Genomic DNA, 25,565 nt, shown 5'->3' with positions numbered 1-25,565 from the left:
CGAGGTGATCGTGCACTGTCCGCAGGAGGAGGCCGAGACGGTCGTCGCCGCGATCCGGGAGGCGGGGGCGTTGGCGGCCCGGCTGACGTTCGGGCAGACGCCGGTGCGGTTTCCGTTCTCCACGGCGGTGGTGGGGTGCTATGCGGACGCGAAGTGATCAGGAGGAAGCCGGGATCAGGGAGGCGAACCCGGAATCAGGGACCGGAGTTCCGTGACGACCGCCCGTTCGTCCGTGCCGTCCAGGTCGGTCAGGGCGGTGCGCCACGCCTGGTGCGCCTCGTCCTCGCGGCCCTGGTCGCGCAGCAGCAGACCGTACTGGTGCCGGCCGAGTCCCCCGGTGTACCGGTCGGAGCGGGCGTCGGCACGGCGCAGCAGCTCCGCGCACTCGCTCTCGGCATGCGCGGCACGGCCCAGCTGCCGCAGCGCGCGGACCAGACCGAGCCGGCTCTGGGACTCGCCGTGCCAGTCGCCGTGACCGCCGAGGATGCGCAGGCTCTCCTCGAAGTGCTCGGCGGCGGCGGCCGGTTCACCGAGGGTGAGATGGGCGTAGCCGATGTTGCAGTGCGCGGAGTGCTGCACGATGACGGCGCCGATCCCGACGCCGAGGGCGAGCGAGCGACGGTGGTGCTCGACGGCGACACGAGGGTCGGTGTGCTCGTGCAGGTTGCCGAGATGGCTGTACGTCACGGCCTCGCCGTACGGATCGTTCAGCCGGCGTGAGTACCCGAGGCTCTGCCGCAGCGCGTCCTCCGACTCGGAGTACCGTCCCAGGCCTTCGAGCAGCAGCCCGCGGTTGTTGAGGCAGCGCCGGATCCAGGAGGCGGCTTCGAGGTGCCGCCAGAGGGCGAGCGCCTCGTCGTTGAGCGCGAGCGCCTCGCTGTGCCGGCCGGTGAGGAAGTGCATTCCGGCGAGGTCGACCAACGCGGTCGCCTCCGCCGCCGTGTCCCCGAGCCGCCGCGCCAACTGGAGCGCGGCCCGCCCGAGCAGTTCCAACTCGGGGATGCGGCCGCTGCGGTGCAGGCAAGGGGCGAGCAGCCGGAGGAGGGTGGAGAGGTAGGCGGCGCGGCGCTCACAGGCGCCCTCGGCGTACGTCTCGACCAGCGCGACGACGTTGCACAACTCACCGTCAGCCCAGGCGAACGCCGCCTCGGCCCCGTCGAATGCGGCGACGGTCGCCACGTACGCGGCATGCTCGGGCGGTTGTGCGGCGGTGGGACGACGCCGGTCGTCCTGGTCGAGCCCGGGTTCGACGATGGCCGCGAGCGTGCGCTCGGCGCTGGCGGCGTACCAGCGGAGGGCGGTGTCGATGAGATCGTCGCGGGCGTCAGGGTGGGCGGAGACCCGGGGGTGGGCGGCCACCTGAAGGTGGGAGTCGGCCTGAAGGTGCGAGTCGGCCTGAAGGTGGGCGAGGTCGGGGCGGGAGGCGTCGAGGCCGGCGGTCCCGGGGGCGTCGGCCCCGCGATGGGCGGCCCCGGAGTCGGCGGGCCCGGAGTCGGCCGCCCCACGATGAGCAAGCCCGGAGTCGACGGCCCCGGAGTCGGCGGGCCCGGAGTCGACGGCCCCGGGAGCGGCGGCCCCGTGATGGGCGGGCCCAGGGGTGCCGCCCGTGGGGTGGGTGTGGTCGGTCGTTGTGGTGGGCGCGCCCACCGGGGCCGCAGTAGAGGGCTCGGTCATGTCGGTGTGCTGGTCGCCGGTGGTCTCCCGGCGACGCCCACGCGCCGACTGCGCCGCAGTCACCCCGGTGGGTCCCGTGCCGTCGTCCTCGCCGCGTCGGCCCGCCGCAGCGAGTTCGCGGGCGAAGTCGCGGACCAGGTCGTGGGGTGCGTAGCGGGCGTACGCCGTCTCCTCCAGGAGGGCCACGTCGACCAGCCGGTCCAGCGCGGCCTCGGCGCGGCGTTCGCCGGTGCCGGTGAGGCGGGCGATCAAAGGTGCACCGTACGAAGGCAGGTCGAGCGCGCCGACGCGGCGCAGCGCGAGGGCGGCGTCCCGGTCGGCCTCGCGGTCGGAGGCGGCGAGCGCGTCATGGGCGACGGCGAGGGAACGCCGTACGCTCAGGTCGTCGTACTCCAGATGGTGCAACCTCCCTTCGGTGGCGGCTAGTTGACCGGCGAGTACGTCCGGCGTGAGCGCCCGGCGGGCGGCTAGCCGGGCGGCGACGACGCGCAGGGCGAGCGGCAGTCGGCCGCTGAGTTCGACGAGCGGGTGCCCGGCGTCGAGCCCGTCCCGCCCGGACACCGCGCGCAGCAGCGCCGCGCTCTCCGCTCCGCTCAGCGGCGTGAGCCGGAAGCGCCTGCCGCCGTCGAGCGCGGTCAGCGGCGAACGGCTCGTGACGATCACCGCGCACCCGGCACCGGCCGGTAGCAGCGGCCGCACCTGCGCGGCGCTCGCCGCGTCGTCCAGCACCAGGAGCGTGCGCGTCGGGGCGAGCAGCGAGCGCAGCAACGCGGCGGCGGCATCCGGGTGTTCGGGGACGCTGCGGGGTTCGACGCCGAGGTCGCGGAGGAGCGCCGTGAGTGCTTGACCGGCGGTGAGGGGGGTCATGCCCGGGGTGGCGCCGTGCAGATTGACGTAGAGCTGACCGTCGGAGAAACGTTCCGCCAGTGCATGTGCGGCATACAGCGCGAGCGCGCTCTTGCCGACGCCGGCCATGCCGCTGACGACGGCGAGCGCGGCAGGCCTGGTAAGGCTCCGCAGCAGGGCGTCTCGCACCGACTCGCGACCGGTGAAGTGGGCCGGGGGTGGCGGTAGTTGGAACGGCCGGGGAGCGCAGGCCCCCGGGCCGTGCACGTCCGCCCGCGCCGCACTCCCGCCCGGCAGCGACGCGCCGCCCGAATCGTCGCGCGCCGCCCCGCCCCCCTTCCTCGTCGCGCGCAACACCTCCACATGGGCCGCGCGCACCCCCGCTCCCGGCTCGACCCCGAGCTCCTCGACGAGCCGCCACCGCAGATCGCGGTGGACGGCGAGGGCCTCGGCACGGCGGCCGGTGCGGTGCAGGGCGAGCATGAGCTGGCGGTGGTACGCCTCGTGGAGCGGATGCTCGGCGGCGAGTGCGGCCAGCTCCGGGACGAGCCCGGCCAGCCGGTCACCACCGGCCACCCGCTCCGCCGCCAGGGCGAGCTCGGCGTCGTACCGCCACTCCAGTACCAGCAGCCGCGCCTCGACCAGCCGTTGCACGAACGCGTACCCGCCCACCTCGGCCGACAACCCGCTCAAGGGCGCACCCCGCCACAGCGCGAGCGCCCGCGCGCACTCGCGCACCGTCCGCGCCCACTCCCGACCCGCGTGCGCGGCGCGCGCCCCGGCGACGTGGCTCTCGAAGACATGGACGTCCAGCTCACCCCGCTCGACCCGCAGCAGATATCCGGGCGGCACGGCACGCAGGCGCCCGGGATCGTCGAGCATCCGGCGCAGCCGGGCGACGTGGTTGTGCAGGGAGGCCTGCGCGGAGGCGGGCGGCGCGCCACCCCACAAGGTGTCCTTGAGGGACGCGACGGGCACGACCCGACCGGCTTCGAGGAGCAAGGCGGCGAGGAGAACCCGTGCCATGGGGCTGCTGACGGGGCGCACGGCAGGTCCGGGTGACGCGGACCCCGTCCCTGTCTCCAGACCTGAACTAGCGCCCGCGCCCCCGAGGTCGTCGGACCCGTCGGGCGTCGCCGGCTCGCCGCCGGCCTCCCGTGTCTCCCCGTCGAAGGGCTCCCCGCAGCACGGTTCCCCGCCGCACGGCCCGTACAGAACAGGCGGCCCCAGCAGTCCGAACCGCAGTCCGAACCGAGGTCCGCACCGCATCACACCGCCCACAGCCTTCCCACGCACGCGCCCACGCCCGAGCGCGGGCCCGAGCCGGGCCACGCTCCACCACACAAGACGGACCACTCTGGGCGAGTTCCTGCCCCCGCCCCCGCACTTCTCCGCCACCCGCACCCGGGCGACACCATCGGCACCCGCCAGCGTTCCAGCAGGTGAGTGCACCGCCGTCACGGCTTTTCCCCGCGTCCACCCGGCGGCTTCACGCCGGCCCCGGGCCGACGCCAGGGAAAACCATTGGCCACATGTTAGCGATCCGTTGGCGCGGCCTGATGTGATCACATCATCGGATCTGGCCCGACGGTGCGCGCGTACGTCCGCGCAACTCGGGGGAGTGTCGCCGCCGCGGCCGGGCCCGGGACGCCAGTGGGCCCCGGTCGGCAGAGGTGAACGACGGGGGCCCGCGTCCGAACACGAGGCGCACCCGCCACCCTGGGGAGAGACACCCGCCCCGGGAGGACGAGACATGCGCTACCGCTGCGCCGTACTGGACGACTACCAAGGCGTCGCGACCACCGTCGCCGACTGGACCCCGCTCGGCGACCGTGTGGAGGTCGTGACCTTCCCCGACCACGTCCCCACCGAGGACCAATTGGCAACGGCTCTGGCTGACTTCGACTTCGTGGTCACCCTGCGCGAACGCGTCCCCTTCCCCGCCTCGCTCCTGGACCGGCTCCCCCGCCTCAAGCTCCTCGTCGCCTCCGGCATGCGCAACTCGGTGATCGACTACGCCGCCGCGCACGCGAACGGCGTCACCGTGTGCGGCACGGAGAGCTCCTCCACTCCCCCGGTCGAGCTGACCTGGGCCCTGATCCTGGGTCTGGCCCGCGGCGTCGTCCAGGAGAACACCGCCCTGCGCACCGGCGGCCCCTGGCAGTCCACCGTCGGCGCGGACCTGCACGGCCGCCGCCTGGGCCTGCTCGGCCTCGGCAAGATCGGCAGCCGGGTCGCCCGGATCGGCCTGGCCTTCGGCATGGAGGTCACGGCCTGGAGCCAGAACCTCACCGAGGAGCGCACGCACGAGATCGGGGTCGACCGTTCCCCCACGAAGGAGGACCTCCTCGCCACCAGCGACTTCGTCTCGGTCCACCTGGCCCTGAGCGACCGCACCCGAGCCCTCCTGGGCCCGGCGGAACTGGCCCTCCTCAAGCCCACCGCCCACCTGATCAACACCTCCCGCGCGGCGATCGTCGATCAGGAGGCCCTCCTCGCGGCCCTGCACGAGGGCCGCATCGCCGGCGCGGCGGTGGACGTCTTCGACAGCGAGCCCCTGCCGGACAGCCACCCGATGCGCGAGGCCCCGCGTCTCCTCGCCACCCCGCACCTGGGTTATGTCTCCCAGGCCAACTACCGGCGCTACTACGGCCAGGCCGTCGAGGACATCGAGGCCTACCTCGCCGGCACCCCCGTCCGCCTCCTCGGCTGACCGGGCCCCGCCCCTGCCCTACGTCCCTGGGCTCAACAGATCGGCGAGGGCCTGCTCGGACCAGCGACCGGACGCGCCCGGGCAGGCGGCGACGTACGACGTGATCGCCTCAATGTCCCACGCACCCGCCGACAGCAGGCCCGAGGTCAGGTACCGCACGTAGGCGGTCGAGGGCGGGACCCACGGCACGTCGTCCATCCGCCAGGGAGCGGTGAAGGTCAGCACAGGCAGCCCGGCGACCTGACCGGCGCACACCAGGGTCTCGTAGCGCCCCTCCCCCAGGACGGCACGCCCGTTCGTCAGTACGTCGACCAGGTCGAGGTCCATTCCCGGATCCCGGTACATCTCCTGGGCGGCGATGTCGAAGAACTGGTCGGCGGTCACCAGATGCGCCCTGGCGAGCACCCGGCCGCCGGCCCGCGGGTCGTAGAAGGCCCGGCCACCACCCCACACCAGGGACCTGGTGGCGAAGTACATGGCTCCGGTCAGCTCCACCGGCTTCGACCGGGTGGGCATCGTCGGGTTGCGGCACCCCGGATACTCCCGCACGCCACCGACCGGCCGACCGCCCCTGATGTAGCAGGCGAGCCGGTCGAGATGCGTGTTGGAGCCGTAGGAGGTGTACCAGACCCGCTCGGGGTGCCGGTCCGTCGGCGGGGTGGGGTCGATGCTCGCGAGGGCCTTCACGCCGGCTTGTCCCTCACAGCGGGCTGCCTCTGCTCGGCGGCGGCGAGGTGGAGGCCGTCCAGCAGCGAGGCCAGATAGCGGCGGGCGGTCCCGACGCGGTCGGCGGTGCCGCTGCGGACGTTCGCGGCGTAGACGATTCCGCACATCAGCGGGACCAGGTCGTCGCCGGTCAGGTCGGCGCGTACGGCCTCGGCCGCGTGGGCCCGGTCGAGCAGTTGTCCCCCGGCCGCCCTCAGGATCCGCTTCAGTTCGGTAGTGCGCGGCAAGGTGTCCGTGGCCGCGGCGGTGACCGTGGCCAGGGAAGCGTCGGTGACCTGCGCCTCGACGGTGCGGGTCAGGAAGCGGGCGAGGGCACGCCCGGGGTCGTCGTCGGCCGGCGCCTGCTCACCGCAGGCGGCGAGTGCCTCCAGGCCGGGCGTCGCGACGGTCTCCAGGAGCGCCTCGGCGGTGGGGAAGTGGCGGTAGACGGTGCCGACGCCCAGGTGGGCGCGGCGGGCGACGTCGTTCAGCTGCAGTGGTGCGCCCTCGTCCACGAGCTCCCGGGCCACGGCGACGATCCGCTCCCGGTTACGGGCGGCGTCCTTGCGCTGGGGGGCGCTCGTCATGCGACGAGTCTAATCGGATACCTCATCCACATCTCTGTGGGAAGAAACCGGCGCCACCGTCGCGAGGCGCTCGGCTGTCCGCCTCATCGCCCGGAGGCCCGCGTCAGGCAATCCGCCGATGTGGATCCAGGCCCAGTTGTAGCAGCGCGGTCCCTTCGCGCCGGGGCCCGCGCTGTGCCGCTGCCAGGCGGTGGCCGGCAGGCGGTCGGCCACGATGTCCGCGCGGACAGGGGTGCGACCGTGGTTGATCAGCACCTGAGTTGAGCAGGCGACGGCCATCACGTAGCCGGTCCCACGTGATTCCAGGGCGGCACGGAGCTGTGGATCCTGGCCATAGGCTTCGTCGCCGGTCACCCATGGTGCCTGCACTCCGGCGTTCAGCGCGGCGGCGATCATCTCCCAGGCCAGGCGGGGCTTGGCCGCGAACTGGACGGTCTCGGGTGTCCCGGCCGTCCGGCGGCGCTCGGCATCGGGGTCAGAAGGCCTTCGCGAGCCGGTGGCGGGTCGCAAAGGCGATGGCGACGGCGACCAGCAGGACGGCGCACGCGCAGAGAAAGGCCATCTGGGTGCCGGGGGAAGTGATGAGCAGGCCGCCGATCTGTGCGCCGAGCGCGGAGCCGCCGAGACTGATCGTGGAGGACCAGGTGAATGCCTCGGTGACATGGCTCTCGCGTGCGGTCCGCGAAATGATCTCGTACAGGATCACCGTCATGGGCGCCTCGAACGAGCCGAGGACGACCAGGGCCAAGCCCATCGACCAGTTGTCCCAGACGAGTACGGGCAGGGCGGCGCCCGCGCTGACGACCAGCAGGCCCACCCTGACGGCGAGCTTGAGGGACCAGCGCCGATTGCGGCTTCCGTACCAGAGTCCGCCGAGAATCCCGCCGACGCCCCACGCCGCGTAGAACAGGCCGACGCTGCCGGCCGAGCCGTGATCGTCGGCGAAGGCGGGCAGCGCGACGTTGTAGATCCCCGTCCTGATGGCGGTGCAGGCGACCAGGGCCAGCACCAGGAGCAGGCCCCCCGAGCGGAGCGCGCCGAGGGGGTCGCGCTCGCTCGGGGTGGCGGGCTGGGTTCGCGAGGCCCGGGTCGTCGCGAACCCGATGGAGCCCGCGGCGGCGAGCAGGCCGCCCAGGACGATGGCCGCCCCCGGGCTGCCCAGGAGCAGCATGACGCTGAGCAGAAGCGGCCCGCCGATCAGGAAGACGTTGAACAGCACCGTCTCCAGGGAGATACCCGCCGGCTCCAGCCCGTCCGTCGCGCGCCACAGGGCGCGGATGCAGCCGCTGATCGGCGGAACCGTGGCGCCCGCGACGGCCACGCACACCAACTGCGCGGCCAGGGACCCGGATTCGAAGGTGACGAAGCCGATCAGCGACACCGGGTACACGACACCGGTGATGAGCAGCACACTCGTCTGCCCGTACCTGTCGACGCGGCGGGCGACGAGCGGCGCGAAGAGCGCGGTGCCCAGGCTGTACGCGCCCAGGAACAGGCCGGCCGAGAGGTAGCCGGCATCCTTCGAGGTGGTGAAGACCACCAGGGCGAGGCCGACCAGGTAGAAGGGAAATCGCCCGACGACACTCCAGAACAGCGGGGCGCGCATGGTTCTGCTCCGCGCGGCGGCGACGAGTCGGTTCTCCCCGGACGGGGGTGCTGGGGAGGTCTCGGGTTCGCCGGGGATCGTGGTGTTCGCCATGGTATCGCCCACTTCAGGAAAGATTGCCTACGGTGAGTGCTTCAGATGTGACGCGGCTGTCGAGCGTGCTCACGAGGAACGCGGGGTCACTCGCTTCCGTCGGGCGCGGGGAAGACGCCGTAGGGATGGCGAGCCATCGTTACGGCGAGGTCCTGGACGGCGTATGCCGTCAGGTAATAGGCCATGGGGGCCGCGTAAGGGACCACGGTCAGGGTGAACTCGGTCTCCCCGTCTCCCTGCGGCCCGATGTCGACCCTTTGCAGATCCGGTGTGACCGTGCAGTATTCACGCCCGTATTTGGCGACGAAAAGGCCGAGGTGGATCGTGCCCGGGCGGGCATCGCGCACCTCCACCCGCACCTGCTGGATACTTCCTTGGAGCAGATCCTCCTCGGCGTGGATCAGCAGTGAGGGTCCACCGGGCAGCCGGAAGGCGACATCACTGCACCGCGTGCAGATGACGCCTTCGGTGTCGAGCGCGGTGGGTACCAGGGCACGCCGGATGAAGCGCTCGGCAGGTCGCCCGCACTGACAGCGCACGCTCGCGAGTGACGAGGAATCGATACGGCTGCGCTCTCCGAAGTGGCTGAAGGAATCGCTGAGTTCGTTCTCCGGATTGCTCACGAACTGCTCGACGATGGCGAGGTCCAGCGACTGCAGGTCGTCGAGGAGGCCGCGGGTCGTCTCGGCCGGGTCGTGAACCGCCTGGGACTCCCTGGCGACCTGGCTGTCGATCCTGGTGGCCAGGTTCTCGAGGCTGGATCGCAGGGGGTTGTTGAGCCGAAGGAGTCCGCCCGCCAGATAGGCGGTGACGCGGGCGGAGGTGGTCAGCAGCAGCGGTTCCGGCATCAGTGAGGGCGGCTCCGGCGTGATGGCCTCTTCGTCGTCTCCCATGCCGAAGTGGACGTACGCGGGAGAGGGGCCCGCGGTGCGGATGCTGGAGTTGAAGGCCGCGGCGGAGGAACCGTGTGCGAGGACCGTCTCCATCCAGGAAAGGTTCTCCGCACGCCCGGCGTCGTGTGCCGTGATCGCGGCCACGACGTCCCTGGCGGTGCCGTCGATCGCATTGAGCATCAGTTGGTACTTGGGGTCGTAGATGGCCGCGTCGGTGAAAGGGCCGTTGTTGCACGAGCTCAGCACGACCTCGGCCGCGCGGATGTCGCGCAGTTGGATCAGCTTGTCCAGGGGTCGGTAGCAGGTGGGCTCGTCGGAGTAGGCGCAGATCGGGCCGATGACGTTCTCCTTGCGGGGAACGAGCGAGTTCAGGCCGCAGATGGTGTAGTCGGCGAGATTGAGGGAGTCGTCCTTGCCGTGCCCCTGCAGAAGGAGGCGGCTCCAGCGGGTGCCGAGGATCTCGGACCTGACGTCCGCGGTCTCCATGCCCCGCGCGTCGAGCAGGCGGATGCCGCTGCGCGAAAGCCCGCGGTCGACGGCGGTGAACATGCCGAGTTCCTGTACGTCCGGGGCCTTACGGACGTACTGCTTGGCGGTGAACCAGGCCAGGGAAGCCGCATCCCGGCCGGTCAGGATCCTCAGACGCACGTCGGGCCGGCGTTCGGCGGCGCGCAGCAGGGGCCAGATGGTGTCCACCGTGAGGTGCTCGTACAGACCGGCGATCAGCAGGGAGTGCACCTCGCCCCGGCCGGCATCCTCACCGGCCTCCCGCTGTCCGTACTCACTCCGTGGCTCCTGCGGGAAGAGCGTGTCGAGCAAACCGGCTCCGACCTCTCCCTTGTCGAGCCAATGGCCGGCGAGTGGATCCATGAGCGCGACCAGACCGGCAGGCAGCGCTTCAGGCTCCAGCATGACGCCGTACGAGCAGGCGGCCGGCCGGCGCGCGTCCCCGTACACGCTCGCCGCGCATGCGGCGGAGGCCGCGAGATCGACTCGCCCATCGGTCCAGACCGGGACTTTCGCGCGGGCCGCATCCGCGAGGAACGCGTCAACGGCAGCGGCGTAGGAGGAGGCGTCCTCCAGGAGGGAGAAGGGCGAGGCCGACATGATTGCGGTATCGCCGCCGGAAACATGAATCTCGGACTGCACCACGTATGACTCCTTCACAACGGCAATCGGCCTCGGGCAACCAACGATCAAGAGCCATGGCGTTCGGCAGCCGAAACCGGCTTTCCAGCATCCGAGGGATCCTGGTCGGCTCGCGACAGCGCTCCGCACCGACGTATCGAGGCATCAAGACGGTACGTCCGCTCCGGCGCCCCGCGTATCCACAGCACATTCATGTGCGAGGACACATGACGCTTACCTCTTCTCGATGCGCCTGCACGCTTCGCTTACGCTGATCGACTTCACGTCGGCACAGTTCATGGAGCGCGGCACGAGCGATCATGTCGTTCTGCCGGAAGAATTCATCATTGCTCTTCGGGGACGGGAACCGGCCGGATGCCACACTTCCCGAAAACAGCGTTCCCACCCCGAAACGGCTCTCGTGGGTGGTCCCATCGGCACGCTTCAGGCGATTGAGAGAATCGGTGTCGATGAGACCCACGGTATCGATGACACCCGTGGGATACCGGTCGCCGCCGTCGGGGGCCGATGGGGTCTCTTCTCTGATCTCATCGCGCTGGATCAGCTTGCGCAGCAAGGGGTCACTCACGCGAAGCATGGTGCGCTCCGGGAGCCGGGCCTCGATGAGGGCCCGGGCGGTGATCGATCCGTTGACGTTGCACGACCGCGCGTGGAAGAGCCCGTCGTGGGTGGTCACCGTCATCTCCGAACCAAGGAATCTGACGACGCCGGCACGGGTCAGGGCGAGCAGTTCCTCCAGCCGCGGTCCGGGCGGTCCGCTGGTGAGAAATCGACAGAAATCAAGAAACGCCGGCAGATCCCGCTCCCATGAGGTGGGAGAGATTCTCTTTTCGTCGACGAGTTCAACCAGCCTGGAGAAGGCGGAGAACAGACCGTGCACCATCGCCAGGTCCGCACTGTGCCGAGGATCGCGCCCGCGTCGCACTCCTGTGTCGATGTAATCGACCATCCAGCTCTGCAAGGCATCCAGGTCGGGGAAGCGGCGGCCGGCCAGCGGATGGGCTGTTTCCTCCAGGTCGATCCGGTCCCCGTCGAACCGCACTGCCTGATCGACCAGCTCCTTGAGTTCCGGTCCGTCCCAATCAAGGGTGTCGAGGCGGTGAATGAACTGACGGGCGTCCATGTCAAGGAGCTCTTGGTGCGATGCAGCAAGCTCGCAATAACCCGCGTGGGTGACTTCGCGGGCGATCAACGGCCAGATGTCCACGGCGAAGTCAAGGGGGCGGTCGCCGAGGGCGGCCACGGCCGCGGCGTCGAGGTGACCGAACGATTCCGGGGGTGATCCGGCCAGGCTGTAGTGGGTCTTCGACCAGTACGGTACGCCGCGCCGCGACCCCACGAAGAGGACGGGTTCCTTACCGGATGGCGTGTAGTGCAGCTCACCGGAGTCATCACGATGGAATGTGCCGCCGCGGCCGGAGGTCAGCAGTACGGCGGTGTCGATGAAACACAGTCCAAGCCCCCGCACAATCACCGGTTCGCCGGCGGGTATCCGGTCGAGGAAATGATCGGCGGTCGATCCCGAGGGCAGATAGCACAGGTCATGGGCGGCCGCGTACTCCGTGAGACGCACCTCTTCCGCATCCGGCTCGACATCGACGTTGCCCTGGGCGAACAGCACGATGTCGACGTCCAGCGGGGGAAGGCCGTCCGCCATGACAACGCGTTGCCGGCCAAGGGGAAGGTCGTGCACGTCGACGGCCCGGCCCACATGTGAATGGACCTGCACCTGGGGCGTGCCATTCTTCGCCAACTTCCGGAACACCCACGACAGATAGTCGCTCTGCGTCCGACGCGTAGTGAACCAGCCGTCGTGCATCCTCCCTGCCTCGGCCGCCGTGGAGGGAGCGTGCCGGAACCCTGCGGGCGACGACAGGCGGCCTGTGGCCAGTTCCTGGGCCCATTCGCTGAGCGTGGGACCGGGGACGATCGGGCCTTCGCATGCGACGGTCTCGTCGGTGAACATGGTGCAGCTGCCGGCGGTGGTGTTCATCCACAGGAGCGGTGACTGCCGGGACCGCCAGATGCGGCCGCCCCCTGGTGGGTGAGGATCAATGACGTGGACGTCGACCGTCCGGTCCGGCGCACACTCGGCAGCGTTGGCGATGAGACGTTCGAGAAGAGAGGTGCCACGTGGGCCGGCACCAATGATTGCCACGGCCAGTGAACTCGTCATATTCCGTTCCTACGCCTCGGTCAGGGTGGGGACATATCGCATGCGCGTGAACGACCCGTCGCGTGAACGAGCAGAAGGGCGCATCCATCACGGGAGCCGTGGGTTACGCGGCGCTCCGCCTGCGTCCGTCGATCAGCGCGGCGAGCTCCGCGACAGTGGCGTCGCCGATCAGCTCGCTCATCTCCACCTGGACCGAGCTCTCCCGGAGGATGCGGTACTGCACGCCGACCGTCTGCAGCGAGGTCGCGGCGAGCTCGCGCAGGGTCCGCGCGGTGACCTCCTCGGACTCGGCCAGCTGCAGCACCTCCCGGACGGTGGTCTGCAGCCACGACAGGGTAGTGGCCTCGGCGCCGGCGTTCTTCTGCACTTCGGTGACTCCTTCGTTGGGTGACTGGAGGTGAGGGCCGCTCATACGGCCCTCAGCAGGACGCACATCCGCAGCCCCGACACACTCGACGCCAGCAGGTAGAGCCCGTCCGGGCGGACGCCGCCGGCCGACTGCCGGTCGACGAGGTTGATCAGCGGGTCCGCGGCGAAGCAGTGTCCGACCCTGGTGATGTTCGAGGTGTCCAGCTGGGACGGGCGGAACCCGGCCTGGACCTCCTTCATCATCACGATCGGCAGGAAGATGTTGTTGTGCAGCAGGCCGTCGATCTCCTCGACGCGGATACCGGTCCCGGCGAACAGCCGCTGGTTGGCCGCCTTGGCCAAGTCGGCGCTGATCTCAGTGCCTTGGAGCATGGAGGCAGGGTCCTGGGCGTGCGCGTCGGCGACCCACTCGTAGGACTCGGGAGCGCCGTCCACCCGCTGCGAGATCAGGCAGGCGGCCGCGCCATCGCTGAACAGGGCGAAGTCGGCCAGCCGCGCGGACTCGTCGGGCACCGCGTCGGTGGTGATCACCAGCACGGTCCGGTGCCGGCCCGCGGCAACCATCGTGGCGGCCGTCTGCAGACCGGTGAGCAGGGACGCGCACCGGTTCAGGGTGATCCCGGTGACCGGGACGTCGCTGAGTCCGAGGCCGCGCAGGACCGTCGCGATCAGGTCACCGTGCTCCCCGACCTCGCTGGGGAACGTGTTGGAACACAGCACGAGCGCATCGATCTCGTCCGGCGCGACGCCCGCCGCGTCAAGGGTCTGCCGTCCGGCCCGTACGGCGAGCGTGGCCGTGTCGAGTTCCGTACGGCGCACGGTGCCCCAGCCCCACATCGCGGCATCGGGCACAATCAGCCGGTCGTCCACGAATGCGGCGAATCCCTTGATCTCGGAATGATCTGTCTCGACCTCGCCGAGCACATACCTGGGCGAGCGCAGCACTACGCGCCGGTCTTCGGTCATTTTCATGTCAGCCCAGCCGCCTGCGCAGGAAGTCGGCGATCAGGCGCATCGCGTTCCTGGACGTCTCCAGCACGGCCGAAAGCTGGAGAAAGCCGTGCGGAAGATCCTTGTGCGGGTGGAACTCCACCGGCACATCCGCGCGTGAGAGCATTCTCGCGTATTCCTCGCCCTCGTCGTACAGCGGGCAGTACTCGGCCGTCAGCAGCAGAGCCGGCGGAAGTCCGCTGTGGTCGGCCGCCTTGGCCGGTGAGGCATAAGGCGATTCGCCGTCGGCGGGATCGGCGAGGTAGTGCTCCCAGAACCAGGCCGACGATTTCGCGTTGAAGAACATCGGATCGACGTTGTCGCTCATGGACCGCGTCGTGGCGTCATTGCGCGTCGGCGGATAGACGAGCACCTGGGCGGAGACCGTCGGCCCGCCCTTGTCCCGGGCCATCAGGGCCATGACCGCGGCGAGGTTGCCGCCGGAGCTGTCTCCGGCGACGGCTATGCGGGCGGGGTCGGCGCCCAGTTCGGACGCGTGCTCCCCCACCCACCGCACGGCGGCGTAGCAGTCGTCGATGGCGGCCGGGAACGGGTGCTCGGGCGCGAGCCGGTAGCCGACGGACACGACCACACAGGGGGTCAGGCTGGCCACCGCGCGGCAGATCGCCTCGCACGTGTCCAGGGAGCCGACGACCCAGCCGCCGCCGAAGAAGTACACCACCACTGGGAGCGGATCGTCGTTCTCGCGCTGCGGGCGGTACGTCCGCAGCGTCAGCGGACCCGCCGGACCGTCGATGTCGAAGTCGAATACCTCTTCGGGTTCTTTCACCCAGTCCCAGATCTCGGCTTCGGTCTCCCGATCCGCTACCCGGGCCCGGTCCACCGACATGGTGTAAAGCGGCGTGAATCCGGTGGTGACACGGTAGTCCCTGATTCCCGCGTAGAGCGGATCAAGCGGCATGAAAAATCCCTCAGCTCCCAGGACTGCATCAAGAAAATCCGAACCGAAATCGAGAGTGGCACAGCCCCGGACCGCACCGGGTAACCGAGGTGATGAGCCGATGCGGGAATGGGTCAGCGCGATGTGTCCGTTCCATGAACTTGCCGCGGACGCCGCGGAATCGGTGGGGTCGTAACGTCCTCCTCCGGTGCTGCCGCGGGACGCGCCCACTGCGCAGACCGACACCGAGGCCCCGGGGCGCGGTGGACCCCGGCCGGCCTCCTCGGGCCGCTGCGCGCGCGGCTCTGTCCGCGGCTGCGCCGCCCGGACGACGTGGTGGCCGCCGTTCATTCCTGATAGTTCGACATGTGACAGGAGAGAACCAGTGAGTGACTTCGAAGGACTCGTGGCGATCGTTACGGGTGGCGCCCAGGGAATCGGTCTGGCCACGGCGAAACTGCTGACCAGCAGGGGCGCGAAGGTCGCCGTCCTCGATCTCAAGACGGAGGGCCTGCCGGACGATGTCTTCGGCGTCCAGGCCGACGTCGGCGATGACGCCCAGGTCGAGGCGGCGGTGGAGGCCGTGGTCGAGCGGTTCGGCCGCCTCGACATCGTGGTGAACAACGCCGGCATACCGGCGGTCGGCGATGTCGCCACGAACAGCTCCGAGGAGTGGCTGAACGTCCTGAACGTCAACGTGGTCGGCATGGTCCGGGTCGCCCGGTACGCCCTGCCGCATCTGCGCCGCTCGCCCGCCGCGTCGATCGTCAACACGTGCTCGATCGTGGCGTGGGCCGGACACCAGACGCGCACGCTGTACTCGGCCAGCAAGGGCGCCGTGTACTCGCTGACCCTGGCCATGGCGACGGACCACGCCCGCGAGGGAATCCGTGTCAACTGTGTCGCGCCCGGCACGGCGGACACCCCGTGGGTGGAGAAGCAGCTGCAGGGGACGGAGGACCCGGAGGCCGCCCGGGAGTCGCTGCTCAAGTTCCTCGCGCCGGGCCGCCTGGTGACGGCCGACGAGGTGGCGGGCGCCATCGCCTACCTGGCGAGCCCGCTGTCGAGCGCCTCCGTCGGCATGATGCTCGCCGTGGACGGCGGCCAGCACAGCCTGCGCCTGCGACCGCAGGACCAGCAGCATCTCATCGGGCGCTGAGCCGCACCGAGCATGCGGCCCCGAGACCATGTCCATGGTCCCGGGGCCGGATTCGTGTGTGGGGTCGCACCTTCTACGGGAAGACGTGCACCTGCTCCGGCACGGTGGACGGGTCGCCCGGCCACAGCCGCATCTCCCCCACGTCCGGGCGCAGGATCACCGCCGCGACCGTGCGCTCCCGCCGGATGTCGCCGTTGTCCGGCACCAGGACCGGGGGCGTGGCGAGGAGCCGGTGATGGTGCTCCGTGTCGCCGGCCTTCGGGATGCCCGCGTCAAGGATCGTCCGGAGGCGCCGCTTGGAGGAGTTCTTGGCGAAGACGTTGATCTCGTCCTGCTCGGCGAGCTCGGCGTCCAGGAAGTGGTTCGTGTGCACCAGTTCGTCGCCTTCGAGGACGCGTCGCCGCGCGACCGTGGCCTCGACGCACACGGTCCGGTCCACGCCGCAGATCATGAACGCCCGCGAGCTGGCCAGCGGCAGCTCCCGGAGGATCCCGACGGCCTGCTCGACCGTGCCGGCGGTGTCGAGGACGTGCCGGATCGCCAGGTACGGCGGCACGCCCGGCCGCCAGTCGCCGCCGAGGACGAGGTTGATACCCACGGCGATCCCGGCGTCGTTGACACCGAGGTAGCCGAGGAGACCGGCGAAGCTGAGCACCAGGGAGCGGTGGCGCGGCCCGGAGACCGACAGCACGGCGATCTGGTCGTCGAGGTTGCCGTTCAGGTCGACCGTCTGGGCGAGCACCGGCCCGCCGCCGGCCGAGGCGTACGTCGTGCAGTCCCCGGCGGTGACTCGGCTGTAACCGATCAGCTCGCGGCGCAGTTGCAGCAGCCAGGCCGCGTCGCGGTCGATCCCGGCGCCGGCGGCGAGGCCGTCGATCTCGGCGGCGAGGTCCGGCAGCGCTTCGGCGGTCACCGCCCGGTGGGCCGCGATGTCGGGCCGCAGCGCGGCGAGGTCGGCCGGCCGGTCGGTGAGGTGGCCGAGGCGGGCGAGCGAGTCGTCGAGAAAGCCGCGGAGCCGCCCGGCCAGCGCGCGCCCGTGGAGGAGCCCACGGGCATGCGGCGAGCCGGACAGCTCCAGGAGCGGCGCGTCGGTCACGCGCACGGGTTGACCGCCCTGCCGACGCGGCGGAGCTGGTCCTCGACCGAGGGCCATTCGGCGCGGAGCACCGAGTAGTAGATCGCGTCACGCCTGCGGCCCTCGGGCATCGGGTTGAAGCTGCGCATGACGCCTTCCTCGTACGCACCGATCTTGCGCAGTCCGGCGCGGGCCTGGACGTTGAGGACGTCGGTCTTGAACTCGACGCGCTCGGCGCCCAAGACATCGAACGCGTGCTGGAGCAGCAGGTACTTGGCCCAGCGGTTGATGCCCCTGCCCTGGAAGTCGACGCCGAGCCAGGACCAGCCGATCTCCAGTCGCCCGTCGGCTTCGCTCAGGTTGCCGTAGCTGGAGCTGCCGGCGACCTGTCCGGTGCTCTTGTCGACGATGACGTAGACCGCGCGCTTGCCGGCGGCCTGATCAGCGAGCATGGCGTCGAAAAACTGGTCAAAATCAGCGTCGCCCTCGACACGGGATACGAAGTAGGTCCAGATCCGGTCGTCGAACGCGATCTTGCGCAGGGGTCCACGGTCTTCCTCCGAGATCGGGTGAAGTTCGACGTGCTCGTTTCCGAGGAGGGCGGAGGCGTGCCGGCTCCAGGCGTGGTGGGTCAAGGAACTCATCCCTTCAGGCGGGCGTGGGGGCGGAGGGCGTCGACGACATTGCCGAGGGTGCGCATCCCGGCGAGGTCGTCCTCGGTGAAGTTGTCGAGTCCGACGTCCGCCGCCTTGCACAGGGAGGTCAGGAAAAGGACCTTGTTGAGCGAGGTGATTCCGTACGTCTCCACGAGGTTCTCGCCGAGGTCGAGGCTCGCGGGGTCCGGGTGGTCGCGCAGCACCTGGGAGAGCGTCTTGCGGGCCAGGGTGTCGAGGTCAGTGGACAAGGATGCCTGCCTTCGGGTTGTCGATCCGGTCTCTGTAGCGGTCCGCGATGCGCTTGCGGATCGGTTTGAACTGCGAGGTGAGGAGCCCGCCCTCGACGGTGAACGGCTCGTCGGCGACGATCACGCGGATGATCCGCTCGTCGCGCTCCGAAGCGGCGTTGACCGCGGCCAGGGCCTCGCCGATCGCGGCCGTGTCGACCGGTCCCGGGTGGGGTGAGACGACGGCGACCAGTCCGGCCTGGCTGGGGCAGTACACGACGCATTCGGCCACCGCGCCGGTGTCGCGGAACCGCGTCTCGATCGGCCTGACGATGATCTTCTTGGCGTTGTCGAGGACGATGACGTCGTCGCTGCGCCCGAGGATGTAGAGGAATCCGTCCTCGTCGAGGCGGCCGAGATCCCCGGTGCGCACAATGCCGCCCGGCCGGAACATGCGCTCGCTGTCGCCCGACGCGGCGTACGTGTACGCGGTGTTGACCGGATGGTCGCTGCGGACGCAGACGATGCCCTCGTCGTCGATGACGATCTCTTTGCCGGGCAGCGCTCGGCCGACGCTGCCCTCCCGGTGGGCCCCGGGATGGTTCTTGGTGGCGATGCAGGTCTCGTTGAGACCGTAGCCCTCGAAGATCGCCAGGCCGGCCTCACCGTAGAACCCGAGCGTCGCCGGGTCGACGGGCGCCGAACCCGTCCACAGATAGCGGATGCGGTCGCCGAAGAGTTCGGCGGCGGCCTTGGCCGGTTCGACGCCCCCGTCGATGACGCCTTCGATGTGCCGCTTGGCCGTGTCGAAGAAGGCGGGGACGCCCATGACGACGGTGGGACGGACGGACGGCAGCACGGCGAAGACGGACTGGTACGTCGTGATCGTGATGTCGTGGCCCCAGTACAGCGCCGAATACAGCCAGTAACGCTGCTGAAGCAGCGAGAGCGGCAGGAACGTCAGGATGTCGTCGCCGGGCTGGTGCGCGAACAGGCTCTGCACGGCGTGCAGCGAGGAGTCGATGCTGCCGACGGTGGCCTCAAGTCCCTTGGGAACACCGGTCGATCCCGATGTGAACTTGACGGTCGTGCACTGCGTCGCGGCCCACTGCTCCGGCTCGAATCCGTCGGTGTCCTCCTCGGCGTAGTCGGCGACGGCCGAGATCGGCAGGACCCCGGACGGAGCGTCGTCGGGCAGCCGGACGTCGGTGTAGAGGGCGTCGAGGCCGTAGCGCTCGACCAGGTCGGCGTCGGGGCTGAACTTGCCGGGCTCGAACCCGGCGGTCTGCGCTCCGAGCATGAGCGCGGCGACGTCGAGCAGCACCCATTCGAGCCGGTTGGCCGAGAGGATGCCGATACGGTCGCCCGCGCCGATGCCCCGGCGGCCCAGCGCCGCGGCGACGGCCCTGGCCCGGTCGTGGAACGCCGAGAGCGGCACGGTGGTGCGGTGGCCGAGTCCGGTGACGGTGAGGGAGCCGTCGTGTGTGGGCCGCTCGGTGATGATGCGGTTGATGATCGATACGGTCATCGCTGCTCACCGGTGCCGAAGAAGCGGGTGCCCGCGAGGGTGCAGCGGCTGCCGGGCTCGACCAGACCGACCGTGTCGGACCAGGTGTCGACGGCCGGGATGCCGAGGGCGGCGGCGAGCTTGGCCGAGAAGCGCGGCATCAGCGGCGCCGACGTGGTGGCGAGCAGGCGGGCCGCGGCCAGTTCGAGCGCGAGGGCGGTACGGGCCTCGGAGCTCCACCGGCCGTGGTGCGCCAGGGCCGACTGCTGACGGGAGAAGGCGCGGACGTCGGTGACGATGCCGTCGAGCGCGGACGCGGCGGCCGTCAGCGAGAACCCCTCCGGGTTGAGGGCGGCCGTGACCTCGTCGAGCCGTATCGACAGGCGGGCCAGGAACGCGGTGTGCTCGGTCGTCCAGGTGCCCGCGTCGGGGGCCACGCCGTCGCCGTGGTTCTCGACGCGCTCGCCGAGACCGGTGAGCCACTCCTGCCACGCGCCGACGAGGGTGTCCGCGCAGGCGCGGTCGAACTCGGCGCGACGGAAGTCGGTGCGCTCGCCCTCGGGCCGGGTGCGGGAGAGGTAGTAGCGCACCGCGTCCACGGTGTCGGGCGTGAGGATCTCCTTGCCCCAGATCGCGTGCCGCCGGCTGGTGGAGAACTTCTGGCCCTCCAGCAGATAGAACTCGTTGACGTGGTAGTCGATGTCCGGGTTCCACTCGGGGTGGGCGAGCCCGTACAGGACCGGGTAGAGAATCGCGTGGTAGAAGCTGTTGTCGTACCCGAAGAAGTGGACGATCTTCCAGTCCTTGGAAGGCGCCTCCTTCGACCACTGCTGCCCCATCCCGGCGCCGAGTCGCTCGATGCCGTGCAGGAAGCCGTGGCTCATCTCCGGCCAGACCCAGATGACCTGTCCGTCCAGGTCGTCCCCGGCGGGCCGCACGCCCCAGTCGGAGGGGTGCGAGACCGGCAGGTCGAGCGTCTTGCGGGCGAAGACCCGCTCGGCCAACTCACGCAGCCGGACCGGGACCCGGCCCCGCTTGTGGTGGTCGGCGACGGCATCGGCGAACTCGTGCAGCGGCAGGGTGTAGCGCACGACCTCGCTGGTCTTCGGCGCGGCACTGCTCAGGCGTGAGGACGGGTCGACGAGGTCGGCGACGAGGTTGGGCTCGCCGCACTCCTCGCAGATGTTGCCGCCCGCACCGTGCGAGCAACTGGGGCAGGTGCCGCCGACGTTGACCTCGTAGAGGTACTCGCCGGTCTCGGCGTCGAGCAGGGCGGGCGTCGCCCTGGGACGGACGTGCCCGGAGTCGACGAGCCGGGTGAAGTAGCGCTGAAGACCCTCGCGGTAGCCGTCCTCCGTGCTCGTGACGTAGTACTCGTCGACGCTGATGTCCATCGCGGCGAGCGTCGCGGCGATCTCCGCCGAGAAGTGCGCGGCGACCTCGGCGGACGTGGAGTCCTGGCGGGCCGCGACGGCCGTGACGTAGCTCTGGAAGTCGTCACTGCCGGTCAGGTGCCACGCCTCGTTGCCGATGAGGCGCTGGTAGCGGACGTAGACGTCGGCGCCGAGGTAGGGGCCGGAGAGGTGACCGAGATGGAGGTCGCCGTTCGGGGTCGGCGGCGTGGAGAACACGAACTGGGGACGGTCGGTGTGGTTCGCGCGGACGCGCGACGTCGCCGATGTACGGGCGCGGGCCGAGTCGCGCCAGTACTGGGTCAGGAAGACCAGGTCCGTCTCGCCGGTGTTGGTGATGATGTGCGACTCGAAGGGCTCGAAGAGCACCACGGTGCCCGGGCGGACCGGGTGGCCGCGGCCGTCGACGGTCAGCTCGCCCGTACCGGCGACGATGACGAAGAACTCCGTCTCGTCGTGCCGGTCGGGGTGCGAGGAGGCACCGGGGGCGACACGGCCCCAGCCGGCACCGACACCGAGACCCTCGACCGGGGACATCTCGATGCCGAAGGCGTCGGACAGTTCGGATTCGTTGTACTGGTTGAGGATCATGACTGCCTCTGTAGTAGCGGGGAGGTGGCCCCGGTCGGTGTGAGATCCAGGGCGGCGACGGTCTCGGCGGCGATGGCCGGGGCCAGCCGGTAGCCGGAGCCGTTCGCGGCTCCGGCGAAGACCAGGCCGGGCAGCAGCTCGGCGACGACGGGTTCGCGGCGGGGGCTGTACGCGTCGCAGAACACCCGGCCCGAGGTGCACCGGGCCACCAGGCCGGGCGCGAAGCGGCCCAGGACGGCGCGGGCGTCGTCGAGGTCGGACGGCTCCAGGACGAGGCCGATGTCGTCGGGGGCGACGTCCCAGCGGTTGCAGGTGTAGCTGAACAGGTAGTGACCGCGCTCGTGGAGCGGCAGAAGGAACGCGTCCTCGTCGTGGAAGACCACGAGCGGATCGCCGGGTGCGGGGATCTCTTCGAGATGGGCGGCGACGACCTTCTTGACGCGCAGTCCGAGCGGAGCGACGAGACCGGCCCAGGCGGGGTGCGCGATCCACGGGCCGGGGGCCAGGACGACCCGGCGGGCGAGCAGCTCCTGCCCCGGGCCGAGAGTGAGGCGGTGGTGCCCGCCGTCGAAGGAGAGGTCCGTGACCTCGGTTCCCTCCAGAACAGTCACCTGATCGCGCAGCCCGGCCAGAACGCGCTCGGCGACTGCCTGGACGTCGGCGTACTGGCACCCGTCCAGGTCCCATGCCCGGGAGCCCGGCGGGACCGCCCAGCCGCGGGCCGGGGCGGACTCGTCACCGAGGCGCAGGTAGGTGGCGGAGACCGCGTCGGTGTCGCCGGCCGCGACCACCGTCGCACCCACCGCGCGTATGGGCAGGCCGAGTTCGGCGGCCAGGTGCTCCCAGACACGCTGGGAGTGCTCGGACATGGACCTGACGCGCTCGGTCGCCCCGCGCGGGAAGTGGACACCGGCCGAGCGGCTGGAGGCGCCCTGGCCGATCAGGCCGCGTTCCAGGACGGCGACGGTCGCGTCGGGGAACGCGGCGACGGCCTCACGGGCGATGAGCGCGCCGATGACTCCGCCGCCGACGACGGCGAGGTCTACGCGGTCCACTGCGTGCCCCGTCCGCTCTTGGCCGACCAGTCGATGAACGACATCGCCATCTCGGGAGCGCTGCACCCGCGCAGGCGGTTGGCGATGCGCTGGGCCCGCCAGGCGTTCAGGCTCAGGTTCACGTCGGGCAGGCCGCGCTGGCCGCGTACCGCGTTCTGCACGAAGATCTTCCGGTCCGGCGGGCCGTCCCAGGCGACCGCGAAGTCCTCGTCGACACGGACCTCACCGTTCTCGGTCTCGATGCGGTCCTTCAGGGGATCAAGGAACTTCTTGGGGGTGGGACGGAAACCGGTCGCCCACACCACCGCGTCGACCGGGAGGCACTGACTCTGGCCGGACTCGTCGTTGTGACGCAGCGTCACCTCGAACGTTCCGGTGGCCGTGCGGTCGGCGGACACGACGGTCCGGTTGGGCAGCAGCCCGAAGCGGTGCTCGTCCCGCTCGATGAACTGGAGCCGGTACAGCTGCTGGTAGATCGCCCGGAGGGTCGACTCGGATATCCCGTCCGAGCTGAGCAGGTGGGCCGAGTTGAGCTCGGCGCGCTTGGACTCCGACAGCCGGTAGAAGTACTCGGAGTACTCCGGCATGTAGAAGTCGTTGGTGAAGGTCGAGTCGTCGATCGGGAAGTAGTTGCGGCGCTTGGAGACCCAGGAGACCCAGGCCGGGCGCTCGGAGTCGGGCCGGGAGATGAGATCGAGGAAGGTCTCGGCCCCGGACTGGCCGCCGCCGACCACGGCGACCCGCTTGCCCGCCAGGTTGCGCGCGTGGTTCAGATACTGACTGACGTGGAAGTGGCCCGCGCCCAGATACGGAAGGGCGAACTCGGGCACCCACGGTACGGTGCCGACGCCCACGGCGATGTTGTCGGCGGTGACCTGACGGCGATCGGTGGTGACGCGGAAGACGCCATCGAAGTCGACCCGTTCGACGGTCTCGGAGAAGACCACGTTCTCGTTCTTCTCGGCAGCCCAGGCCAGGTAGTTGCGGAACTCGGTGCGCGGCACCTCGGCGAACTGGGCGTTGAGGAAGTGGTAGATCCGGCCGTGCTCGTGCAGATACGACAGGAACGAGAACCGGTTGGTCGGGTCGGAGAGGCTCACCAGGTCCTTGAAGATCGACACCTGGAGGGTCGCACCGTTGATCAGCTGGTCGTCATGCCAGGTGAAGCTCGGCTTACGGTCGAAGAAGAGGTTCGGCTGTCCCGAATCGCCGTGCAGCAGCGCGGCCAGACTCAGGTTGGCTGGTCCTGCGCCGATACCGACGAGCCGGAGGTGACTGGCCTGCTCGACGGCACCGGACGCCGTCATCGGCTTCTCTACGGATCCCACGAAAGGTCCTTCCTGTGGAGGTGCAGGGTGTCGGCACGTTTCACGACGCCTTGGCGCGGCACCGTCGGTGTCTGCCCGTGGGCCGGGATCAGTGCGGTCGTTCTCGGACATTTGTCTGGGGAGTGCAGGTCGGACCGGATCAGGCGAGCCGGTTGGGCCCGTTGCCCACCTCCTCGGTGTCGGCGGTGGCCCGGTGCGGACCGGGCGGCAGGCCCCCGGCGAGGACTCGTTCGATGCCGCGGGCGGCGGTGACCGGGACGCTCCGGACCCTCGCGGTGCCGACGGTCGTTGCCGGTCACGTCGAGTCGGCAGCGGCCGGCCCGGGCGTCACGGAGTGGCTTCCCCTGTCACGCAGGGGTCCGGGCGTGCGGGCGGTGCGACGGCGGCCCGTCCCGGCCGTGCTTCACAGGGCGTCGGCGATCGTCATCTCGATGACCTCGGAGGACCCTTCGTAGATCCGCAGGGAACGGATCTGGCGGTAGAGCCGCTCCATCGGGCTGCCCGCGACGAGCCCGGCGGCGCCGAAGAGCTGGACGGCACTGTCGACGATCTCGCCCGCGGCCTCGGTGGCGTAGAGCTTCGCCGTCGAGGCGTGCTTGGCGTGATCGTGGCCGAGGTCCATCGCCCAGGCGGCGCGGGCGGTCAGCAGCGCGGCGGCCGAGAGCTTGACGTCCATCTTCGCGAGCGAGGACCTGACGAGCTGGAGGTCGGCGAGCCGGCCGCCGTAGGCCTTGCGGGTACGGGCATGGCCGCGGGCAAGCCGAAAGGCGCGCCGGGCGAAGCCGAGCGCGGCGCCGGCCACGGTCGTCCGGGCCCGTTCGAGGATGTCGAGCGCGACCACGAGTCCCTGGCCGCGCTCGCCGAGGACGGCCTCGGGGCCCACGCGGACGTCGGTGAAGGTCAGTTCGGCCCAGGAGCGCGGCGCGATCGCGCCGATGGGCTCGGCCTTGAGACCGGGGGCATGGCCGTCGACGACGAAGGTGGTCAGGCCCAGCGGTCCCGGGCCGTCGCCCGTGCGGGCGAGGACGATGCACACGTCGGCGATGTCGCCCTGCGCGATCCAGGTCTTGGTCCCGTTGAGGACGAACCCGTCCCCGTCCGGGGTCGCCTCAAGCACCGCGGCAGCGAGGTCGGAGCCCGCGCCGGGCTCGGAGAGGGCCAGCGCCCCCGCACGGGTCCCGTCGGCCAGGCCCGGCAGTTCACGGCGACGCTGCTCGGCGGTGCCGTGGCGGGATATCGCGGCGGCGGCAAGCTCCTGGATCGAGTACGTGAAGTCGGCCAAGTCCTCGTGGTACGCGAGAGCTTGGCGCCTCAGGCACAGGGCCCTCATATCGGAGTCCGGCTGGTCGGGGCCGAGGTGGCGCAGCCACCCCGACCGGCCGAGCTCGGTGAGCATCGCCCGTCCGACGGCGGCCGGATCGGTGGTGTCCAGCGACGCCCACGCCTCGGCCCGGTCCACGCACCACTGCCCGATCTCCCCGGCGAGTGCGCGGTGGGCGTCGTCGTACAGCGGCAGGGTGAGGATGTCGGGGTCGAACACTTCGGAGAGACTCATCGTGATCCTCACTCAGATGGTCAATGCGGCGAGCGGCTCGGAGAATGGGCGGAAGCGGCGGAGAGGGAGCGTGCGGTGCCCGCCGTGCCGCGTCGGCCTCTCACGTCGTGACGGGGAACGCCGCCTCGGCCGGCTGTTCTCCAGTACGCCGCGGAGCATGGGGCGGGCTCCTTCCGAGCGGCCGTCGGCCGCGTCATTGGGAAGCTACGGCCACTGCGGCGCCGGGCACGTCCGCGACAAGTTCATCCTCCGGGACGCAGGGCGGTTACGGCGCTCCGTCGCTCCTGCGCACCGCGTT

At 70.5% G+C, this 25,565-nt stretch carries 20 protein-coding genes; 2 read left to right on the top strand and 18 right to left on the bottom strand.

What is annotated here, in order from left to right:
- Window positions 1–174 precede the first annotated feature (174 nt).
- Window positions 175–3,546, bottom strand: a complete 3,372-nt coding sequence (locus AB0O67_RS20790; protein ID WP_365452075.1) for a BTAD domain-containing putative transcriptional regulator — start codon at window positions 3,544–3,546, stop codon at window positions 175–177.
- 727 nt (window positions 3,547–4,273) lie between these two features.
- On the opposite strand from AB0O67_RS20790, the gene AB0O67_RS20785 reads away from it, so the two are divergent.
- The gene (locus AB0O67_RS20785) at window positions 4,274–5,233 is read left to right on the top strand and encodes a D-2-hydroxyacid dehydrogenase family protein (RefSeq protein WP_365452073.1); all 960 of its coding nucleotides are present in this window, start codon (window positions 4,274–4,276) and stop codon (window positions 5,231–5,233) included.
- Window positions 5,234–5,251: 18 nt separating this feature from the next.
- Here AB0O67_RS20785 and AB0O67_RS20780 read toward each other — a convergent pair whose 3' ends face one another.
- From AB0O67_RS20780 to AB0O67_RS20740, 9 genes are all read right to left on the bottom strand, one after another.
- Window positions 5,252–5,920, bottom strand: a complete 669-nt coding sequence (locus AB0O67_RS20780) for a histone deacetylase (protein WP_365452071.1) — start codon at window positions 5,918–5,920, stop codon at window positions 5,252–5,254.
- Window positions 5,917–6,525, bottom strand: a complete 609-nt coding sequence (locus tag AB0O67_RS20775) for a helix-turn-helix domain-containing protein (RefSeq protein WP_365452069.1) — start codon at window positions 6,523–6,525, stop codon at window positions 5,917–5,919. Before AB0O67_RS20775 ends, AB0O67_RS20780 begins: the two co-directional genes overlap by 4 nt.
- A gap of 9 nt (window positions 6,526–6,534) precedes the next feature.
- Window positions 6,535–7,035, bottom strand: a complete 501-nt coding sequence (locus AB0O67_RS20770) for a transposase (protein WP_365452067.1) — start codon at window positions 7,033–7,035, stop codon at window positions 6,535–6,537.
- Window positions 7,001–8,224, bottom strand: a complete 1,224-nt coding sequence (locus tag AB0O67_RS20765; protein WP_365452065.1) for an MFS transporter — start codon at window positions 8,222–8,224, stop codon at window positions 7,001–7,003. The genes AB0O67_RS20770 and AB0O67_RS20765 overlap by 35 nt, the downstream gene beginning before the upstream one ends.
- Window positions 8,225–8,310: 86 nt before the next feature.
- Window positions 8,311–10,224, bottom strand: a complete 1,914-nt coding sequence (locus AB0O67_RS20760) for a hypothetical protein (protein ID WP_365452063.1) — start codon at window positions 10,222–10,224, stop codon at window positions 8,311–8,313.
- Window positions 10,225–10,456: 232 nt separating this feature from the next.
- Window positions 10,457–12,442, bottom strand: coding sequence for an FAD/NAD(P)-binding protein (locus AB0O67_RS20755; RefSeq protein WP_365452061.1), 1,986 nt, complete (start codon window positions 12,440–12,442; stop codon window positions 10,457–10,459).
- A gap of 103 nt (window positions 12,443–12,545) precedes the next feature.
- Window positions 12,546–12,809: an acyl carrier protein gene (locus AB0O67_RS20750; protein ID WP_365452059.1), complete on the bottom strand. Its 264-nt coding sequence runs from the start codon at window positions 12,807–12,809 to the stop codon at window positions 12,546–12,548.
- 41 nt (window positions 12,810–12,850) lie between these two features.
- The gene (locus AB0O67_RS20745) at window positions 12,851–13,783 is read right to left on the bottom strand and encodes a 3-oxoacyl-ACP synthase (RefSeq protein WP_365452057.1); all 933 of its coding nucleotides are present in this window, start codon (window positions 13,781–13,783) and stop codon (window positions 12,851–12,853) included.
- Window position 13,784: 1 nt separating this feature from the next.
- Window positions 13,785–14,723 (bottom strand): alpha/beta hydrolase, encoded by a 939-nt coding sequence (locus AB0O67_RS20740; RefSeq protein WP_365452055.1) that lies wholly within the window; start codon window positions 14,721–14,723, stop codon window positions 13,785–13,787.
- Window positions 14,724–15,087: 364 nt separating this feature from the next.
- Here AB0O67_RS20740 and AB0O67_RS20735 point away from each other — a divergent pair, with 364 nt between their 5' ends.
- The gene (locus AB0O67_RS20735; protein ID WP_060905141.1) at window positions 15,088–15,861 is read left to right on the top strand and encodes an SDR family oxidoreductase; all 774 of its coding nucleotides are present in this window, start codon (window positions 15,088–15,090) and stop codon (window positions 15,859–15,861) included.
- A gap of 73 nt (window positions 15,862–15,934) precedes the next feature.
- Here AB0O67_RS20735 and AB0O67_RS20730 read toward each other — a convergent pair whose 3' ends face one another.
- The 8 genes from AB0O67_RS20730 to AB0O67_RS20695 form a co-directional block, all read right to left on the bottom strand.
- The gene (locus AB0O67_RS20730) at window positions 15,935–16,957 is read right to left on the bottom strand and encodes a C45 family peptidase (protein WP_365452053.1); all 1,023 of its coding nucleotides are present in this window, start codon (window positions 16,955–16,957) and stop codon (window positions 15,935–15,937) included.
- Window positions 16,954–17,580 (bottom strand): GNAT family protein, encoded by a 627-nt coding sequence (locus AB0O67_RS20725; protein WP_365452051.1) that lies wholly within the window; start codon window positions 17,578–17,580, stop codon window positions 16,954–16,956. Before AB0O67_RS20725 ends, AB0O67_RS20730 begins: the two co-directional genes overlap by 4 nt.
- On the bottom strand, window positions 17,577–17,840 hold the full coding sequence (locus AB0O67_RS20720; protein WP_365452049.1) for an acyl carrier protein: 264 nt from the start codon (window positions 17,838–17,840) through the stop codon (window positions 17,577–17,579). Before AB0O67_RS20720 ends, AB0O67_RS20725 begins: the two co-directional genes overlap by 4 nt.
- A complete protein-coding gene (locus AB0O67_RS20715; protein WP_365452047.1) occupies window positions 17,830–19,347 on the bottom strand; it encodes an AMP-binding protein in 1,518 nt (505 codons plus the stop codon). The genes AB0O67_RS20720 and AB0O67_RS20715 overlap by 11 nt, the downstream gene beginning before the upstream one ends.
- Window positions 19,344–21,329: a class I tRNA ligase family protein gene (locus tag AB0O67_RS20710; protein WP_365452045.1), complete on the bottom strand. Its 1,986-nt coding sequence runs from the start codon at window positions 21,327–21,329 to the stop codon at window positions 19,344–19,346. The genes AB0O67_RS20715 and AB0O67_RS20710 overlap by 4 nt, the downstream gene beginning before the upstream one ends.
- Window positions 21,326–22,384, bottom strand: coding sequence for an FAD-dependent oxidoreductase (locus AB0O67_RS20705; RefSeq protein ID WP_365452043.1), 1,059 nt, complete (start codon window positions 22,382–22,384; stop codon window positions 21,326–21,328). Before AB0O67_RS20705 ends, AB0O67_RS20710 begins: the two co-directional genes overlap by 4 nt.
- Window positions 22,372–23,691 carry a SidA/IucD/PvdA family monooxygenase gene (locus tag AB0O67_RS20700; protein WP_365452079.1) on the bottom strand — a complete coding sequence of 440 codons (1,320 nt, stop codon included), beginning with the start codon at window positions 23,689–23,691 and terminating at the stop codon, window positions 22,372–22,374. The genes AB0O67_RS20705 and AB0O67_RS20700 overlap by 13 nt, the downstream gene beginning before the upstream one ends.
- A gap of 424 nt (window positions 23,692–24,115) precedes the next feature.
- Complete coding sequence (locus AB0O67_RS20695) at window positions 24,116–25,267, bottom strand: acyl-CoA dehydrogenase (protein ID WP_365452041.1); 1,152 nt, start codon at window positions 25,265–25,267, stop codon at window positions 24,116–24,118.
- Window positions 25,268–25,565: the final 298 nt, after the last annotated feature.

Origin of the sequence: Streptomyces sp. NPDC086077, assembly GCF_040686175.1 — a bacterium.
GTDB lineage: Bacteria > Actinomycetota > Actinomycetes > Streptomycetales > Streptomycetaceae > Streptomyces.
Note: the sequence above shows the minus strand (reverse complement) of the source record. Positions and strands in the feature narration are given on the sequence as shown.